The following is a 16,454-nucleotide window of genomic DNA, read 5'->3' as shown; positions in this document are numbered from 1 at the left end:
CCTTATTCTCCTGCTCCTCCGTGCAGACTCTGCACCGGGTGGGCGGTGAGCTCCTGCACACCGCGCTCGTCGCCGTGGATCTGGTCGACCGCCGCGTACGCGCTCGCGATGCAGGCGGGGATGCCGACGCCGTCGTACTGCGCTCCGCAGACGGCGATGCCGGGAAGCTTGGCCACGTGGTCGCGGAGGCGGGCCACACGCGCGTGGTGGCCGACCGGGTACTGGGGCAGGCCGTCGGTCCAGCGGGTGACGCGGGTTTCGAGAGGACGGGCGTCGAGGCCGGTGGCCTCGCGCAGGTCGCGGCGGGAGACGTCGACGAGGTCGGCGTCGTCGCGCTCCAGGATCGCCGTCTCGCCGTAGCGGCCGACCGAGGTGCGCAGGACGACGACGTCCGGGTTCTCGTCGGCGATCCAGCCCCACTTCTGGGACGCGAACGTGGACGCCTTGATGGTGCGGCCGTCGACGGGCGGCACCAGGAAGCCGCTGCCCGCCGGGAGGTCGGTGTCGGTGCGGCGGTAGGCGAGGGTGACCAGGGCCATGGACGCGTACTCGACGCCGGCGAGCTCGGCGGCGGCCTCGGAGGACTCGGCGCGCAGCAGGTCGGCGGCGGCCGGGGCGGGGACGGCGACGATCACGGAGTCGGCATGCAGGGTGCGGTCGCCGGTGACGATCCGCCAGCCCTCGGCGCCGGCGCGGCGCAGCTCGGTGACGGGCGCGTCGGTGACGATCTCGCCGCCGCGCGCGCGGACCGAGTCGGCGACGGCGAGCGGGAGGCCGCCGACGCCGCCCTGAAGGCCCATGAACACCGGGCCCGTCTGCTGGTTGGCGGCGGCCCTTGCCTGGATGTCGCGGACGGCCTCGGTGAGCGAGGTGTGGGTCTTCGCCGCCTGGAACAGCTGCGGGACCGCCGAGCGCATCGAGATCCGGTAGGCGTCGCCCGCGTACACCCCGCCGAGCAGCGGCTCGATCAGCCGGTCGACGACCTCGCGGCCGAGCCGTGCGGCCACGTACTCGCCGACCGCCACGTCGTCGCCGACCTCCGTGCGCGGCAGGTCGGCGTCGCGGTCGATACGGGCGAGGCCCTCCTCGGAGAGGACGCCTTCGAGGGCGGCGGCGGTACCGGGGACGCCCATGACATGGCCCTTGGGCATGGGGCGCAGGGCGCCGCGGGTCCAGATCGAGGCGGTGGCGGTGGCGGGGGGCTGGAGGCGGTCGGTGAGGCCGACCTCACGGGCGAGGGCGACGGCCTCGGGTCTGCGCGCCAGCATCGACTCGGCGCCGAGGTCCACGCGCGCGCCGGCGATCTCGCCGGGCAGCAGCTTGCCGCCGACGCGGCCGGACGCCTCCAGCACGGTCACTCGCGCCCCGCGCTGCAGCAGCCGGTGAGCCGCGGCCAGTCCCGCGATCCCGGCTCCGATGACGACGACGTGTCCCGTCGTACCTGATCCGCTCATGGCTCCACCCTCTCAGACGCCACCGACAGTCCGGCCAGGGACCTTTGGCCCGACCAGGTCCCGTGCACGTCCCCGTCGTGTCCCGCCCGCGTCCCGACCGTGACCGCATCGGGACCGTCGCGCTCCAACGTTCCGGCACGGCCGGGCGTCGAAGGAGCGAATGTCCGTCGTCACGACCCGGGGGTACGCCAGATGCGCGCACGACGTTCCGTACGACCTGTCCCGGCCCTGGCCGGCCTCCTGCTGGCCGCCGCGCTGGCCCTGTCCGGCTGCACCGCCTCCGACTCCTCCGACAGCGGTGCCGGCAGTGACAGCGCCGCGCTGTCGGAGGCGAAGGAGGGCGCCCCGGGCGGCGCCGCCGACAGCGACAGCGGCGCGGGCGGCAGGCAGGCGAGCACCGCGCCCAGCCTCCCCACCAGCCACATCATCCGTACCGCCGAACTCACCGTGCAGGTCAAGGACGTGCCGAAGGCGCTGGAAGCGGCCCGGACGACCACCGAGAACGCGGGCGGTTACGTCGGCAAAGAGTCCACCTCCCGTGACGAGCAGGGCGCGGAGGAGACGCGGGTGACGCTGCGGGTGCCCGTCGACAAGTACGAGGAGGTGCTGGCCGAGTTGGAGGGCGCGGGCAAGCTCGTCGAGCGCACCGCGAAGGCGCAGGACGTCACCGATCAGGTCGTCGACGTGGACAGCCGCATCAAGACGCAGCGGGCGAGCGTGGCCCGCATCCGGGAGCTGATGGACCAGGCCACCAAGCTGAGCGACGTGGTCGCCCTGGAGGGCGAACTGAGCAGCCGCCAGGCCGACCTGGAGGCGCTGCTGGCCCGTCAGGCGTCCCTGAAGGACCGCACGAGTCTGGCCACCATCACGCTGTCGCTGTCCGAGAAGCCGGTGGCGAAGGCCGCGGAGGACGACGATCCGGGGGTCATGGACGCGCTGTCGGGCGGCTGGGACGCGTTCGTGTCGATGCTGCGGTGGATCGTGGTGGCACTGGCCGCCGTGCTCCCCTTCGCCTCGGTGCTGGCGCTGCTCCTGCTGGCGTGGCTGCGGCTGATCCGCCCCCGGCTGCCGCGCCGCCCGGCCCCGGTGTCCGCGTCGACGGCCCTCGGCCCGCTCCCGGTCGCCCGCACCGCGCCCAGCCGGGAACAGGGCGGCGAACAGGGCGGCGAACAGGACTGAAATGCCCTGTCCCCGTAGCGTGTTCGCATGAACATGAGCGCTGCGAGCGAACGACTGGTCGTGATCGGCGGAGACGCCGCGGGGATGTCCGCGGCGTCCCAGGCCCGCCGGCTGAAGGGGCCCGAGGCACTGGAGATCGTGGCGTTCGAGCGGGGTCACTTCACGTCCTACTCGGCGTGCGGCATCCCGTACTGGGTGGGCGGCGACGTCGAGGAGCGGGACGAGCTGATCGCCCGCACGCCCGAGGAGCACCGCGCGCGGGGCATCGACCTGCGCATGCGGACGGAGGTCACGGAGATCGACGTGGCCGGGCAGCGGGTACGCGCGCGTGACGTCGATTCCGGGGCCGAGTCCTGGACGTCGTACGACAAACTCGTGATCGCGACCGGCGCCCGCCCGATCCGCCCGGAGATGCCGGGCGCCGACGCCCCCGGTGTCCATGGGGTGCAGACCCTGGACGACGGTCAGGCGCTGCTCGACACGCTGGCACGCACGCGTGGCCGCAGGGCGGTGGTGGTCGGCGCCGGGTACATCGGCGTCGAGATGGCCGAGGCGCTCATCAACCGCGGCTACGAGGTGACCGTCGTCAACCGGGGCAGCGAGCCGATGTCGACGCTCGACGCGGACATGGGCCGCCTGGTGCACGAGGCGATGGAGGGCCTGGGCATCACCATGGTCAACGACGCCACGGTCACCAAGGTCCTCACCGGCGAGGACGGCCGGGTGCGGGCGGTGGCCACGGAGGACGCCGAGTATCCGGCGGACGTGGTGGTGCTGGGCATCGGGGTGCGCCCGGAGACCTCGCTGGCCAAGGCGGCGGGGCTGCCCGTGGGCCGGCACGACGGGCTGCTGACCGACCTCGCCCAGCGGGTGCGCGGGCACGAGAACATCTGGGCCGGCGGCGACTGCGTGGAGGTCCTCGACCTGGTCTCCGGCCAGGAGCGCCACATCGCGCTCGGTACGCACGCCAACAAGCACGGCCAGGTCATCGGCGCGAACGTGGGCGGCGGTTACGCCACCTTCCCGGGCGTGGTCGGCACGGCGGTGAGCAAGGTGTGCGACCTGGAGATCGCCCGTACCGGCCTGCGCGAGAAGGACGCGCGCAGGGCGGGCCTCCAGTACGAGGCGGTGACCATCGAGTCCACGTCCCGGGCGGGCTACTACCCCGGCGCCTCCCTCATGACGGTGAAGATGCTCGCCGAGCGCCGCACGGGGCGGCTGCTCGGTGTGCAGATCGTCGGGAGGGAGGGCGCGGGCAAGCGGGTGGACATCGCGGCGGTGGCGCTCACGGCCGGCATGACGGTGGAGCAGATGACGGCCCTGGACCTGGGCTACGCCCCACCGTTCAGCCCCGTGTGGGACCCGGTGCTGGTGGCGGCCCGCAAGGCCGCTTCGAAACTGCGGGCCGCGTGACGACTACGCCGATCCGTTGATGCGTTCGATGGCCTGACGGGTCTGGTCGGCGGCCGGGCGGGGCGGCAGGGAGGAGACGGAGGCGCTCGGCGCGGCCACCGCGGCCGGCTGCTCCCCCGCCGGTTTCGCGTGGGCCGCGGGCCGGGTGGACCGCAGCCGGTGGCTCACCGCCTCGTCCAGCGTCACCGGCCGCTGCATCTGCGTAGCGAGCCGCCCCGCGTCCTGGCCCAGCCGGGCCACGTCTTCCCAGGGCAGTCTCAGCACCACGGCGACCTCGGCCTCGCCGTCGGGCAGCGCGTGGATCGGAGGAGTAACTCGGTCGTTCATCGCCTGTTCCTCACGTTCACCCCGCGACCTGCCTTCCCCGTGCCGCGGGCAGTTGAGAAGTCATACGCACGCGCGCGTGCGGGTGTTCACCGATTCGGGAACCGCATCGCGGGCACTACTTCCTTGTGGTCATCCCCGTCCATGACGTGAACCCGGTGCGCCGCACCCCTGTGGTGACGTATGCGCTCATCGCCGCGAACGTGCTGGTCTTCCTGTACACGCCCGGCCTGGCCGGCTCCGTGGCGGGCGACAGCAGCCTGTCCCAGCTCTGTCATCTCCAGGCCTTCCTGGACCACTACGCGGCGGTGCCGCAGGAGCTGATCCACCATCAGCTGCCCCGCCTCGTGCCCACGGGCGAGGTCGGTCCGGGCGGCCGGGGGTGCGTGGTCGGGCCGCCGGGCTACGACAAGTCCCCGTTCCTGTCCGTGTTCACCGCGATGTTCCTGCACGGCGGCTGGCTGCACCTGCTGGGCAACATGCTGTTCCTGCTGATCTTCGGCAACAACGTCGAGGACCGCATGGGCCATGTGCGCTTCGCGCTGTTCTACGTCGTCTGCGGCTACGCGGCGTCGTACGGCTTCGCGTTCCTCAACGCCGACTCCGGCGACCCGCTGATCGGCGCGTCCGGCGCCATCGCGGGGGTGCTGGGCGCCTACCTGGTGCTGTATCCGAAGGCCAGGGTGTGGGTGCTGGTCCCGTTCCTGGTCTTCCTGCCGCTGAGGCTGCCGGCCTGGCTGGTGCTGGGCTTCTGGTTCGCGCTCCAGGCCGTCTACTCGTCCGGCGAGGGCGTCTCCGACGCGGGCACGGTGGCGTACGCGGCGCACGTCGTGGGCTTCCTCGTCGGCATGGCGCTGGCCTGGCCGCTGAAGGCGGGCACGACCCCGCCGCCGGAACCACGCGGCCTGCTCTTCGGCAGGAAGGCGCGGCCCCGGCACACCTGGTAGGTCAGCGGGCCGTCCGCGTGTGGACGTACTCCACGAGCCGGGTCAGCGCGTCCGGGTCGGTGGACGGCATGACGCCGTGGCCGAGGTTGAAGACGTGGCCCTCCAGGTCCTTCGCCGTCTCCAGGACCTCGCGGGTCTTGGCCTCGACCGCGTCGGTGCCGGCGAACAGGACGGTCGGGTCGAGGTTGCCCTGGAGCGCCTTGCCGGGGCCGACGCGGCGGGCGGCCTCGTCGAGCGACACCCGGTAGTCGACGCCGACGACGTCCGCGCCGGCCTCGCCCATGAGGCCCAGCAGCTCGCCGGTGCCGACGCCGAAGTGGATGCGCGGGACGCCGTATCCGGCGACGGCGTCGAGCACCTTCGCGGAGGCGGCCATCACCGAGCGGCGGTAGTCGACGGGGGCGAGGGCGCCGGCCCAGGAGTCGAAGAGCTGGACGGCGGAGGCGCCCGCCTCGATCTGCACCTTCAGGAAGGCGGCCGTGATGTCGGCCAGGCGGTCCAGCAGGTCGGCCCAGAGCTCCGGGTCGCCGTACATCATCGCCTTGGCGTTCTCGTACGTGCGCGACGGACCGCCCTCGACGAGGTAACTCGCGAGGGTGAAAGGTGCGCCGGCGAAACCGATGAGCGGGGTGGCGCCGAGCTCGGCGGTCAGCAGGCCGACGGCCTCGGTGACGTAGGAGACGTCCTCGGGGGTGAGGTCGCGCAGCTGGGCCAGGTCGGCGCGGGTGCGGATCGGCTTCTCGACGACCGGGCCGACGCCGGGCTTGATGTCGAGGTCGATGCCGATGGCCTTGAGCGGGACGACGATGTCGCTGAAGTAGATCGCCGCGTCCACGCCGTGCCGGCGCACGGGCTGGAGGGTGATCTCGGTGACCAGCTCGGGCCGCATGCAGGACTCGAGCATCGGGACGCCCTCGCGGACCTTGCGGTACTCCGGCAGTGAGCGCCCGGCCTGCCGCATGAACCACACCGGCGTGTGCGGCACGGGCTCGCGCCGGCAGGCCTTGAGGAAGGCGGATTCGTACGTGGCGGACGGCGGCGTCTGGTTAGCACTCACGTCGGCAAGTTTCGCACGGCGTCCGCAGTGCCCGGTGCCCGGCGTCGGTGCCGGTTCGCCGGTGACCTGGCGCCCGTTGTCCGGGTGTCTAGGCCCGCACCGGGCCCCGCTTCCCTTTAATCTTCCCGCATGGCTGCGGCTCAAGGACGACTGTCGGACGGCACTGGCGGAATGGACGACGCGAAGGAGGGGGACCGGGATACGAGCAGCGACGCTCCGTTGCCCTTCCGGGCCGCCGTCGACGCGCTGAGGGCCGCGCGGCTCAGGCCGCAGATCGAGGTGGAGCCGACGCGCGCCCCGCAGCGGCTCGCGCCGTTCGCGTACGCGCTGGAGGCGACGGTCGTCGACGGCGACCAGGACCTGGCGGACGGCCGGCTGGTGCTGCTGCACGACCCGGACGGGCACGACGCCTGGCGGGGTGCCTTCCGGCTGGTCACGCTGGTGCGCGCGGAGCTGGAGTCGGAGATGGCGGCCGATCCGCTGCTGCCCGAGGTGTGCTGGTCGTGGCTGACCGGCGCGCTCCAGGCGCGCGGCCTCGCGTGCGGGGAGCCGAGCGGCACGGTCACCCGGGCCAGCTCCCACTACTTCGGCGGTCTCGCCGAGCGCCCGTCGGCCTCGCAGATCGAGATCCGCGCCTCCTGGACGCCCCGCGAGGGGCTGGGCGGGGTGCCGGACACCGCGGGTCATCTGGCGGCCTGGTGCGATCTGCTCGCGCAGGTCGCGGGGCTGCCGCCGGCCGGTCCGGGCGACGCGTCGGTGGTGACGCTGCCGCAGCGGCGCGGTCCGCAGTCACGCTGACGACCCCTCGGGTCACCTTTTCGGGCGCAGGGATTTTGTCGTCACTTTGTCGATACGGCCACTTTCAGTCGAGAGCGATCCCTCGAACGAGCCGATTCGTTCACCGAACGATCGACCACACGTCCGAATTGCACCAATTGTTACTCACTAGATCGTGATCATTCTCTAAAGGACTCGTGATCCGGTGCCGAAGACGACTGTGACCTTCCAAGTCGTCCCCGCACTCCAGGAGGCCTGGTGTCCGTTCTTCTCGAGCAGCCCGCAAGCCTGGTCGCCTACCGCCCGAACAAGCCCACCGCGATGGTGGTCGTGGCCGACCCGCGCGTCCGCTCCACCGTCACCCGCCACCTGTGGGCGCTCGGTGTGCGCGATGTCATCGAGGCCTCGTCCGTCGCGGAGGCTCGTCCCCGCATCGGCAACCCCCGCGACATCTGTGTCGCCGACGTCCATCTGCCCGACGGCTCCGGCCTGACCCTCCTGTCGGAGACCCGCGCGGCAGGCTGGCCCAACGGCCTCGCCCTGTCCGCCGCCGACGACATCGGCGCCGTCCGCAACGCCCTCGCGGGCGGAGTGAAGGGCTATGTCGTCACCGGCACCCGCACCAACGTCGGGCTCCCCACCCGACCCGGTGCCGCCCCCATCGGTTCCCGCGCCGCCGGGATGCACCGCCGCCCCCCGGGTGCCCCGAGCCACCCGGGCGGCTACCGCGAGCTGTCCGGCCGTGAGGTCGAGGTACTGCGGCTGGTGGCGGAGGGCCAGTCGAACAAGGCCATCGGCGTCTCGATGGGCCTGTCCGCACTGACCGTCAAGAGCCACCTCGCCCGCATCGCCCGCAAGCTCGGCACGGGCGACCGGGCCGGCATGGTGGCGGTGGCCCTGCGCACCGGCATCATCCACTGAGCAACCTCGTTCACGGACGTGAACCAGAGCTTTCGCCGTACTGACTGGTTTACGACCCTCAGGCGCCCGTCGACGGAACGTTCCGTCGGCGGGCGCCGTCCATGCACAGATACCCTTGACACGTGACCGACGCCCAAGACACCGCAGCAGACAGTTCACTGCGAACCACCGGAGGCGCCCCTCCGGACGACGGCGGATCTTCTGTTACGGGGGCGCCGAACCCTGAGGCCGTTCCGCTACTGGAACCGCGCGAAGGCATCCCGCCGGTGATCGCGGACGAGACCGCGCTCGCCGAGATGATCGCCGCGTTCGCCGCCGGCTCCGGCCCCGTCGCCGTCGACGCCGAGCGCGCCTCCGGCTACCGCTACGGACAGCGTGCCTACCTCGTCCAGCTGCGCCGCGAAGGCGCCGGCAGCGCCCTGATCGACCCCGTGGCCTGCCCCGACCTGTCCGGGCTCGGCGAGGCGCTGTCCGGGGTGGAGTGGGTGCTGCACGCCGCCACCCAGGATCTGCCCTGTCTCCGCGAGATAGGCATGGTTCCGACATCGTTGTTCGACACGGAGCTGGCCGGACGGCTCGCCGGGTTCCCCCGGGTCGGGCTCGGCGCGATGGTCGAGGGCGTGCTGGGCTTCGTCCTCGAAAAGGGCCACTCCGCCGTCGACTGGTCGACCCGGCCGCTGCCCGAGCCGTGGCTGCGCTACGCCGCGCTGGACGTGGAGCTCCTGGTCGATCTGCGGGACGCGCTGGAGAAGGAGCTGGACCGGCAGGGGAAGCTGGAGTGGGCGCGGCAGGAGTTCGCCGCGATCGCGGCCGCGCCGCCCGCCGAGCCGCGCAAGGACCCCTGGCGGCGCACGTCCGGGATGCACAAGGTGCGGCGGCGGCGGCAGCTGGCCGTCGTGCGGGAGCTGTGGCAGACGCGGGACCGGATCGCGCAGCGGCGGGACGTGTCGCCGGGCAAGGTGCTGTCCGACGCGGCGATCGTGGAGGCCGCGCTGTCGCTTCCGGCCAATGTGCAGGTGCTGACCGGGCTGAACGGGTTCGGGCCGCGGATGGGGCGGCGCCAGCTGGAGCAGTGGCAGGCCGCCGTCGACCGGGCCAAGGCGCTGCCCGAGGCGCAGTTGCCTGCGCCTGGGCAGCCGGTGACGGGGCCGCCGCCGCCACGCGCTTGGGCCGACAAGGATCCGGCTGCGGCTGCTCGGTTGTCCGCGGCTCGGGCCGGGGTGTCTGCCCTGGCAGAGCGGCTCAACATGCCTCAGGAGAACCTGATCACTCCGGATACCGTTCGGCGGGTTTGCTGGGAGCCGCCGAAGGTTGTCGACGCAGGGTCTGTTGGGGACGCGCTTGCTGGGCATGGGGCCCGGCCGTGGCAGGTTGAGCTTGTCGCGCCGGTTTTGGTGAGTGCGTTGTCCGCCTAGACGCCGTAGGGGGAACTGTTGTGTTGCGAGTGACGGTTTGTGTGGCTTGTCGCGCAGTTCCCCGCGCCCCTGAAAGGCCCTCTATCGGGTCGCTCCCTTCGTGAACCCGTTGTAGATGTAGCGCTGCAACGCCAGGAAGACGGTCAACGTTGGCAGGATGACGACTATGGCTCCTGCCGAGATCGTTTCCCAGTGGGCGCCGTACGGGCCCTTGAAGCGGAACAGGGACGTCGAGATCACGCCAAGATCCTGGGACGGCATGTAGAGGAACGGGATGTAGAAGTCGTTGTAGACGGTGATCCCCTTCACGATCACGACCGTGGCGATGGCCGGTTTCAGGAGCGGGAAGATGATCTTTCGGTAGATCGTGAAGGCGTTGGCGCCGTCCAGGCGGGCCGACTCGTCCAGGGAGACCGGGATCGAGCGCACGAACTGCAGGAAGATGTAGATCGAAACGATGTCGGTGCCCATGTAGAGGGCGATGGGCGCCCAGAGCGTGTCGAACATGCCGAAGCCGTTGACGATCTGGAAGGTCGCGACCTGGGTCGTGACGCCGGGGACCAGGGCCGCCAGCAGGAACAGGGCCACGATCAGCTTCTTGAAGCGGAACGTGAAGCGGTCGATGGCGTACGCCGTCATCGAACCGATCAGGACCGTGCCGGCGATGGCGAAGACCAGGATGAAGGCCGTGTGGCCGAAGGCCGAGAGCATCCGGCCGTCCTGGAACGCGGTCACGTAGTTGTGGAAGTTCAGCGGGTCGTCGGGGAAGGCCAGGGCCCCGCTGCCGCCCGTCATCTCCCGGTCCGTCTTGAGGGACGTCAGGAAGACCACGCCCAGAGGGAGCAGGACCACGAGGGTCGCGAGGACGAGCGACGCGTACACGAGGGTGCGGGCCACGGCTCGGCGGGTCATACCAGGTCCACCTTGTCGTCGGGGACGAGCCTGCGCTGGAGCCAGGTCACCAGCAGGATGATCAGCAGCAGGACCAGGGCGGCGGCCGAGGCCAGGCCGGTCTTGTTGAACTGGAAGGCCAGCTTCACGGTCTGGATCACGAAGGTCTCCGTGCCGGTCGCGCCGCCCGTCATGATGTACGGGATCTCGAAGGCGGACAGGGAGCCCGAGACCGAGAGGATGACCGTCAGGGTCAGCACGGGCCTGATGCCCGGCGCGATGATGTGGCGGAACTGCTGCCAGCGGTTCGCTCCGTCCAGTTCGGCCGCCTCGTACAACTCCCCCGGGATCGACTGGATCGCGCCGAGGAACAGGACGAAGTTCAGGCCCAGATAGCGCCAGATCGAGACCGCGGCCAGCGAGGAGTTGGCGGAGAACGGGGTGCCCAGCCAGGCGTGGTCGGAGTGGTAGCCGAACAACGCCAGGACCGAGTCGAGGGTGCCGCCGTCCTGGAAGAAGTAGAGGAAGACGAAGCCGATCGCCACCCCGTTGATCAGGTACGGGAAGAACAGCACGCCCTTGAAGAAGTTCCGGAAGCGGACGTCGAAGCTGAGGATCGTCGCGAAGTACAGGGCCGCGACGATCTGGATCGCGGAGGCGACCAGGTAGTAGCCGCTGACGAAGAAGACCTCGAACAGCTCGGAGCGGGTGAAGAGTTCGGTGTAGTTCTCGACGCCCGTGTAGTGCAGCTCGGGGCTCACGCCGTCCCAGTCGGTGAAGCTGTACGCGATCATGTTGACGATCGGCGCGTAGGTGAAGGTGATCAGCAGGGCGAGCGGGGCGATCAGGAAGATCCAGGGGGTCAGGTGCCGCCGGACTCGGGCCCGGCGAGGGGCCGGAGCCGGTGCCGGGGTGTTCCGTACCGGCTCCTTCGTGACGGACAGCCGTGCGGTGGTGTCCGTCATCAGGACCCCATGTTCTTCTGGGTCTCGGTCCACTTCTGGCCCAGGCTCTTCAGATAGTCGTCGAGCGAACCCTTCTTGGCGCCGCGCGCCAGGTCGACCAACTCCTGGCGATAGTCCGGGGTGTTGATGCCGACCTCGGACTCGGTGTCGATCGCCTTGACCTCGGCGCCCTTGCTGTCGTCCAGCTCGATGAGCTTGACGCCCTGCTCCTCGTACGGCTTCAGGACGGTCGGCATCGGCGCGTCCTTGAGCGGGGAGATGGCGAGGTTGTCGTCGGCGTAGCCGGACTTTTCGGTGAACCAGTCGAGCCAGGCGCGGGCGGCTGCCTTGTGCTTCGAGTGGACGTTGACGGCCTGGTTGTAGTCCGGGCCGACCGTGGCGCAGAACGTGCCGCCGGTCTGGGCCGGGAAGGGCATGAAGCCGATGTCGTCCGGGTCCGCTCCGGCCTTCTTCGCGGCGTCCCGGAACTGGATGATCGCCCAGGTGCCGAGCCACTGCGTGGCGATCTGCCCCTTGGCCAACTGTCCCTTGGAGGCCTCCCAGTTGGAGGTGGTCGGGTCCTTCTCGGCGAGGCCCTCGTGGACGATGTCGTACAGGAGCGTGTCGCCCACGCGCAGGTCGGCGCCCGCGGCCCAGGGGTTGCCCTCGGCGATCTTCGTGGTGGCCCTGGGGTCGCAGTGGACCGTGCCGTTGACGAAGGTCCAGGAGGTCAGGGGCCAGCCGGCGGCGAAGTTGGTGTAGTACGGGATCGCGTCGGTCCTGGACTTGATGGCCTTGAGGTCGGCGAGGAACTCGTCCGGGGTGGTGGGCCAGTCGGTGACGCCGGCCTCCTGCCAGACCCGCTTGTTGTAGAGGAAGCCGGGCATCACACCGTCGGCGGTCTGGCCGTAGACCTTGCCGTCGACCGCGGTGTAGTCGGTGAACCGGTACTTCTCGCCGCGTTCCGCGACCGTGCCGAGCGAGGCGAAGAACTTGGGGTAGTCGCTCTTCTTGATGACGCCGGGGATCATCAGGACGTCGCCGTAGTTCTCCGTGTTCATGCGGATCTTGACCTCGGCCTCGTAGTTCGTGAGGGCCTCGAACTTGACCTTGACCTTCGGGTAGATCTTGTTGAACTCGGCGGCGTACTCGTCCATCGTGCCGTCCTGCACGAGGTCGGTGCGCACGGTGAGGACCTTGATGGTGCCGGTGACCTTGGCCGGGTCGTCGGGCGCCTCGGCGGCGGCGCCTTTCGAGGTGCCTCCCGTGCCGGTGCAGCCGACGGCCAGGAGGGCCGATCCCACGGCCAGGGCGAGGATGTGACGGCGGTTCATGTGCATCAGCTCCGTTCTCGGGACGTTCACGGGACGGACGAGCACTTGCGGGTTGCCTTACCGGTGATGGGGGTTGGCTGGTTCGGAACTCTGACAACGTTTTCTTAACCGGTAAAGTCCGTATCTCGCCAACGATGCCAAAAGTGTTCCCCGTACTGGACTTGATCGGTTTAGGGAGTGCGTACATGCTTCAGGCCACACCGCTCACCGAGGGATGGATCCTGCGAACCTCCGACGGCATGGCGGACGCCCTCCCCGCCTCGGTGCCGGGCTGTGTCCACACCGACCTGCTGGCGGCCGGGGTGATCCCGGACCCTTTTCTCGGGCGGAACGAGACCGATGTCGCGTGGGTGGGGCGACGGGACTGGACCTACGAGACCGACCTGCGCACCGGATCGGACCACGAGCGGACCGACCTCGTCTTCGAGGGACTCGACACCGTCGCCGAAGTCCTGCTGGACGGGCGGGTGTTGGGGCGGACGCGGAACATGCACCGCTCGTACCGCTTCGACGTGACCGGGCGGTCGGGGCGGCTGTCGGTGCGGTTCCTGTCGGCGTACGCCGAGGCCGAGGCGGTGCGCGGCGCGCTCGGTGAGCGGCCCGCCGCCTACGACGAGCCCTTCCAGTACGTCCGCAAGATGGCCTGCTCCTTCGGCTGGGACTGGGGGCCGACGCTGGTGACGGCCGGGATGTGGCGGCCGGTGCGGCTGGAGCAGTGGTCGACGGCCCGGATCGCCCGGGTGCGGCCGCTGGTGACGGTCGAACAGGGTGTGGGGGTCGTGGAGTTGGCGGTCGATGTGGAGCGGACCCGGGTGGCGGAGCCGCTGACCGTGGAGGCGACGGTCGCCGGGGAGCGGGTGCGCGCCGCGGTCGACGGCACCCGGGGGGTCGTACGGCTCGAAGTGGCCGCCCCGCGATTGTGGTGGCCGCGCGGTTACGGTGAACAGCCGCTGTACGACGTGGAGTTGACGCTGCTGCACGGCGACTCGGCGTTGGATGTCTGGCGGCGGCGGGTCGGCTTCCGCAGCGTCGAGCTGGACCGGTCGGCGGACGAGCACGGCACCGGGTTCACGTTCGCGGTGAACGGGGAGCGGCTCTTCGCGCGGGGCGTCAACTGGATCCCGGACGACGTCTTCCCGTCCCGGATCACCCGTGAGCGGTACCGGGAACGGCTCACCCAGGCCGCCGACGCGGGCGTGGATCTCGTCAGGGTCTGGGGCGGCGGGATCTACGAGAGCGCCGACTTCTACGACGTGTGCGACGAGTTGGGGCTGCTGGTCTGGCAGGACTTCCCGTTCGCGTGCGCGGCCTATCCGGAGGAGCAGCCGCTGCGGGGCGAGGTGGAGGCCGAGGCGCGGGAGAACGTCGTACGGCTGATGCCGCATCCCTCGCTCGTGCTGTGGAACGGCAACAACGAGAACCTGTGGGGGTTCCGGGACTGGGGATGGGAGGAGCGGCTCGCCGGGGCGTCGTGGGGCGAGGGGTACTACCTCGGCGTACTGCCGCGTGTGGTGGCCGAGTTGGACCCCACGCGGCCCTACACGGCGGGCAGTCCCTGGTCCGGGTCGTGGGATCATCATCCGAACGATCCGGCGCACGGGACGCACCACTCGTGGGAGGTGTGGAACCGGGAGGACTATGCCGCGTACCGGCGTGAAGTGCCGCGGTTCATGGCCGAGTTCGGCTGGCAGGCGCCGCCCGCCCTCGCCACGCTGCGGCGGGCGCTGCCGGGTGAGGAGCTCGCGGCGGACTCCCCCGGCATGCTGCACCACCAGAAGGCCGACGACGGGAACGGGAAGCTGCGGCGGGGGCTGGAGCGCCATTTCGGCTATCCCGACGGGGACTTCGACCGGTGGCACTACCTCACCCAGGTCAACCAGGCGCGGGCCGTGGCCACCGGGATCGAACACTGGCGGGCGAACTGGCCGGTGTGTGCGGGCACGGTCCTCTGGCAGCTCAACGACTGCTGGCCGGTGACGAGTTGGGCCGCCATCGACGGGGACGGACGGGAGAAGCCGCTGTACCACGAGCTGCGGCGGCTCTACGCCGATCGGCTGCTGACGGTACAGGGGCGCGTGCTGGCCGTCGTCAACCAGGGGGCGGAGGCATGGGCGGGGGTGGCGCGGTTGCGGCGGATGACCGTGGCGGGGGCGGTACTCGGCGAGGCGGAGGTGGAGTTCGCCGCCGGGGCGCGGGCGGTGGCGCGTGTCGACGTACCGGAGGCGCTGCTGCCTGCCGGGCCCGCGGAGTTCCTCGTCGCGGACGCGGACGGGGTGCGGGCATCGCACTTCCCCGCGCCCGACCGGGAAATCCCTTATCCGCGGCCCGAGTTCGACGTGACGGTCGCGCCGGACGGCTCGGTGACGGTCGCGGCTCGTGGTCTCGTACGGGATCTGCTGCTGCAAGCCGACCGGCTGCACCCGGACGCGCGGGCCGACCGGGGGCTGGTGACGCTGTTGCCCGGCGAACAGGTGACCATCGGGGTCAGTGGCTGGAAGACTCCCGACACGGACGCCGCCCGCGCCGCCCTGTACTGCATGGAGCCCTCACGATGACAGCCCAGCCGGCCTCCCGCGTCACCATCAAGGACGTCGCCGCGCGCGCCGGAGTGTCGAAGGGGGCCGTGTCCCTCGCCTTCAACCACAAGCCGGGGCTGTCGGAGGCGACCCGGGACCGGATCTTCCGGGCCGCGCGGGAGCTGGGCTGGGCTCCGAACCTCACCGCGCGGACGCTGGCGGGGTCGCGGGTGGACGTCGTCGGGCTGGCGATCTGCCGGCCCGCCCGGCTGCTGGGGCTCGAACCCTTCTACATGGAGTTCATCTCGGGGGTGGAGAGCGTCCTCACCGAGCATGCGTGCTCCCTGCTGCTGCGGCTCGTGCGGAACGTCGAGGAGGAGGTCGGGCTGCACGAGACCTGGTGGCGGGGGCGGCAGATCGGCGGGGCGATCCTCGTCGACTTCCGGCCCGACGACCCTCGGGTGGCGGCGGCCGAGCGGCTGGGGATGCCGGTGATCGCCGTAGGACATCCCTCGCTCACGGGTGGGCTGACGTCCGTGTGGACCGATGACGCGACGGCCGTTGCGGAGGCGGTGCGGTATCTGGCGGCGCTGGGGCATCGGCGGATCGCGCGGGTGGGCGGGGCGGCGGCGCTCGGGCACACGGCGGCGCGCACGGCCGCCTTCGACGAGGCCGCGCGGACGCTGGAGCTGGCCGGCGCGTGGCAGGTGACCACCGACTACTCGGGCGAGGCGGGGGCGCGGGCGACGCGTTCGATGCTGACGGCCGCGGCCGCCGACCGGCCGACGGCGATCGTGTACGACAACGACATCATGGCGGTGGCGGGGCTGTCGGTGGCCGCGGAGATGGGCTTGTCGGTGCCGGGGGACGTCTCGCTGCTGGCGTGGGACGACTCGCAGCTGTGCCGGCTGACGCATCCGACGCTGTCGGCTATGAGTCATGACGTGCATGGGTTTGGTGCGGATGCGGCTCGGACGTTGTTCGGGGTGATCACTGGGGAGGGGCCGGGGTCGCATCCTGTCCCTACTCCGGTGCTGACTCCTCGGGGGTCCACGGCGCCGCCGTCTCGGTGAGCGCCGTACTTGGCTGCGGGTCCGCTGTGGCTGGGCGCGCAGTTCCCCGCGCCCCTTGGGGGCGCGACTGCACCCTCCGTTTCAATGTGACCTTCGCCGCTCCCGCCTCCAGGACTGTGCAGCTACGTTACCCACAAGTAGCATGGGCCTGAGCGCGCGCTCAGCGCTTGCGCCGTGCAGCCGTGCCAGCAGTGCCATCCCGCATCTGG

At 71.0% G+C, this 16,454-nt stretch carries 14 protein-coding genes; 8 read left to right on the top strand and 6 right to left on the bottom strand.

Annotated features, from left to right (window positions below; all coding sequences use genetic code 11):
- Positions 1-2: 2 nt before the first annotated feature.
- Positions 3-1,454, bottom strand: coding sequence for a protoporphyrinogen oxidase (hemG, locus tag EJC51_RS36020; protein WP_126274871.1), 1,452 nt, complete (start codon positions 1,452-1,454; stop codon positions 3-5).
- A gap of 192 nt (positions 1,455-1,646) precedes the next feature.
- Here hemG and EJC51_RS36015 point away from each other — a divergent pair, with 192 nt between their 5' ends.
- Both EJC51_RS36015 and EJC51_RS36010 read left to right on the top strand, forming a co-directional pair.
- Positions 1,647-2,633 carry a DUF4349 domain-containing protein gene (locus EJC51_RS36015; RefSeq protein ID WP_126274870.1) on the top strand — a complete coding sequence of 329 codons (987 nt, stop codon included), beginning with the start codon at positions 1,647-1,649 and terminating at the stop codon, positions 2,631-2,633.
- A 27-nt stretch (positions 2,634-2,660) separates the two neighbouring features.
- Positions 2,661-4,046, top strand: coding sequence for an FAD-dependent oxidoreductase (locus EJC51_RS36010; RefSeq protein WP_126274869.1), 1,386 nt, complete (start codon positions 2,661-2,663; stop codon positions 4,044-4,046).
- 3 nt (positions 4,047-4,049) lie between these two features.
- On the opposite strand, the gene EJC51_RS36005 is transcribed toward EJC51_RS36010, so the two are convergent.
- Positions 4,050-4,373 carry a hypothetical protein gene (locus EJC51_RS36005; protein WP_059195619.1) on the bottom strand — a complete coding sequence of 108 codons (324 nt, stop codon included), beginning with the start codon at positions 4,371-4,373 and terminating at the stop codon, positions 4,050-4,052.
- 125 nt (positions 4,374-4,498) lie between these two features.
- Between EJC51_RS36005 and EJC51_RS36000 the strand changes: the two genes are divergently transcribed.
- Positions 4,499-5,317: a rhomboid family intramembrane serine protease gene (locus tag EJC51_RS36000; RefSeq protein ID WP_126274868.1), complete on the top strand. Its 819-nt coding sequence runs from the start codon at positions 4,499-4,501 to the stop codon at positions 5,315-5,317.
- Between the two features lies 1 nt (position 5,318).
- Here the strand turns inward: EJC51_RS36000 and hemE are convergent, their stop codons facing one another.
- Positions 5,319-6,374: a uroporphyrinogen decarboxylase gene (hemE, locus tag EJC51_RS35995; RefSeq protein WP_126274867.1), complete on the bottom strand. Its 1,056-nt coding sequence runs from the start codon at positions 6,372-6,374 to the stop codon at positions 5,319-5,321.
- A gap of 171 nt (positions 6,375-6,545) precedes the next feature.
- On the opposite strand from hemE, the gene EJC51_RS35990 reads away from it, so the two are divergent.
- The 3 genes from EJC51_RS35990 (at position 6,546) to EJC51_RS35980 (ending at position 9,487) form a co-directional block, all read left to right on the top strand.
- Entirely contained in the window at positions 6,546-7,172 is a 627-nt protein-coding gene (locus tag EJC51_RS35990) for a DUF3000 domain-containing protein (RefSeq protein ID WP_165951275.1), read from the top strand.
- Positions 7,173-7,409: 237 nt separating this feature from the next.
- Entirely contained in the window at positions 7,410-8,072 is a 663-nt protein-coding gene (locus EJC51_RS35985) for a response regulator transcription factor (RefSeq protein WP_059195623.1), read from the top strand.
- Between the two features lie 122 nt (positions 8,073-8,194).
- On the top strand, positions 8,195-9,487 hold the full coding sequence (locus EJC51_RS35980; RefSeq protein ID WP_126274865.1) for a ribonuclease D: 1,293 nt from the start codon (positions 8,195-8,197) through the stop codon (positions 9,485-9,487).
- Positions 9,488-9,568: 81 nt separating this feature from the next.
- On the opposite strand, the gene EJC51_RS35975 is transcribed toward EJC51_RS35980, so the two are convergent.
- From EJC51_RS35975 to EJC51_RS35965, 3 genes are read right to left on the bottom strand one after another with little or no spacing between them, the layout of a single operon-like run.
- On the bottom strand, positions 9,569-10,399 hold the full coding sequence (locus tag EJC51_RS35975) for a carbohydrate ABC transporter permease (RefSeq protein ID WP_126274864.1): 831 nt from the start codon (positions 10,397-10,399) through the stop codon (positions 9,569-9,571).
- Positions 10,396-11,343: a carbohydrate ABC transporter permease gene (locus EJC51_RS35970; protein WP_126274863.1), complete on the bottom strand. Its 948-nt coding sequence runs from the start codon at positions 11,341-11,343 to the stop codon at positions 10,396-10,398. Before EJC51_RS35970 ends, EJC51_RS35975 begins: the two co-directional genes overlap by 4 nt.
- Positions 11,343-12,656 (bottom strand): ABC transporter substrate-binding protein, encoded by a 1,314-nt coding sequence (locus tag EJC51_RS35965; RefSeq protein WP_126274862.1) that lies wholly within the window; start codon positions 12,654-12,656, stop codon positions 11,343-11,345. The genes EJC51_RS35970 and EJC51_RS35965 overlap by 1 nt, the downstream gene beginning before the upstream one ends.
- A 185-nt stretch (positions 12,657-12,841) precedes the next feature.
- Between EJC51_RS35965 and EJC51_RS35960 the strand changes: the two genes are divergently transcribed.
- The gene (locus tag EJC51_RS35960) at positions 12,842-15,211 is read left to right on the top strand and encodes a glycoside hydrolase family 2 protein (protein ID WP_126274861.1); all 2,370 of its coding nucleotides are present in this window, start codon (positions 12,842-12,844) and stop codon (positions 15,209-15,211) included.
- Positions 15,208-16,245, top strand: a complete 1,038-nt coding sequence (locus tag EJC51_RS35955; protein ID WP_126274860.1) for a LacI family DNA-binding transcriptional regulator — start codon at positions 15,208-15,210, stop codon at positions 16,243-16,245. Before EJC51_RS35960 ends, EJC51_RS35955 begins: the two co-directional genes overlap by 4 nt.
- Positions 16,246-16,454: the final 209 nt, after the last annotated feature.

Source organism: Streptomyces aquilus, assembly GCF_003955715.1.
Taxonomy (GTDB): Bacteria; Actinomycetota; Actinomycetes; order Streptomycetales; family Streptomycetaceae; genus Streptomyces; species Streptomyces aquilus.
The sequence above is the reverse complement of the archived record's forward strand: the minus strand, read 5'-3'. Positions and strand labels throughout refer to the sequence as shown.

Coding starts and splice junctions, on each gene's coding strand:
- hemG (WP_126274871.1), bottom strand. CDS start 1,454: ATGAGCGGATCAGGTACGACGGGACACGTCGTCGTCATCGGAGCCGGG.
- EJC51_RS36015 (WP_126274870.1), top strand. CDS start 1,647: ATGCGCGCACGACGTTCCGTACGACCTGTCCCGGCCCTGGCCGGCCTC.
- EJC51_RS36010 (WP_126274869.1), top strand. CDS start 2,661: ATGAACATGAGCGCTGCGAGCGAACGACTGGTCGTGATCGGCGGAGAC.
- EJC51_RS36005 (WP_059195619.1), bottom strand. CDS start 4,373: ATGAACGACCGAGTTACTCCTCCGATCCACGCGCTGCCCGACGGCGAG.
- EJC51_RS35990 (WP_165951275.1), top strand. CDS start 6,546: ATGGACGACGCGAAGGAGGGGGACCGGGATACGAGCAGCGACGCTCCG.
- EJC51_RS35975 (WP_126274864.1), bottom strand. CDS start 10,399: ATGACCCGCCGAGCCGTGGCCCGCACCCTCGTGTACGCGTCGCTCGTC.
- EJC51_RS35970 (WP_126274863.1), bottom strand. CDS start 11,343: ATGACGGACACCACCGCACGGCTGTCCGTCACGAAGGAGCCGGTACGG.
- EJC51_RS35965 (WP_126274862.1), bottom strand. CDS start 12,656: ATGAACCGCCGTCACATCCTCGCCCTGGCCGTGGGATCGGCCCTCCTG.
- EJC51_RS35960 (WP_126274861.1), top strand. CDS start 12,842: ATGCTTCAGGCCACACCGCTCACCGAGGGATGGATCCTGCGAACCTCC.
- EJC51_RS35955 (WP_126274860.1), top strand. CDS start 15,208: ATGACAGCCCAGCCGGCCTCCCGCGTCACCATCAAGGACGTCGCCGCG.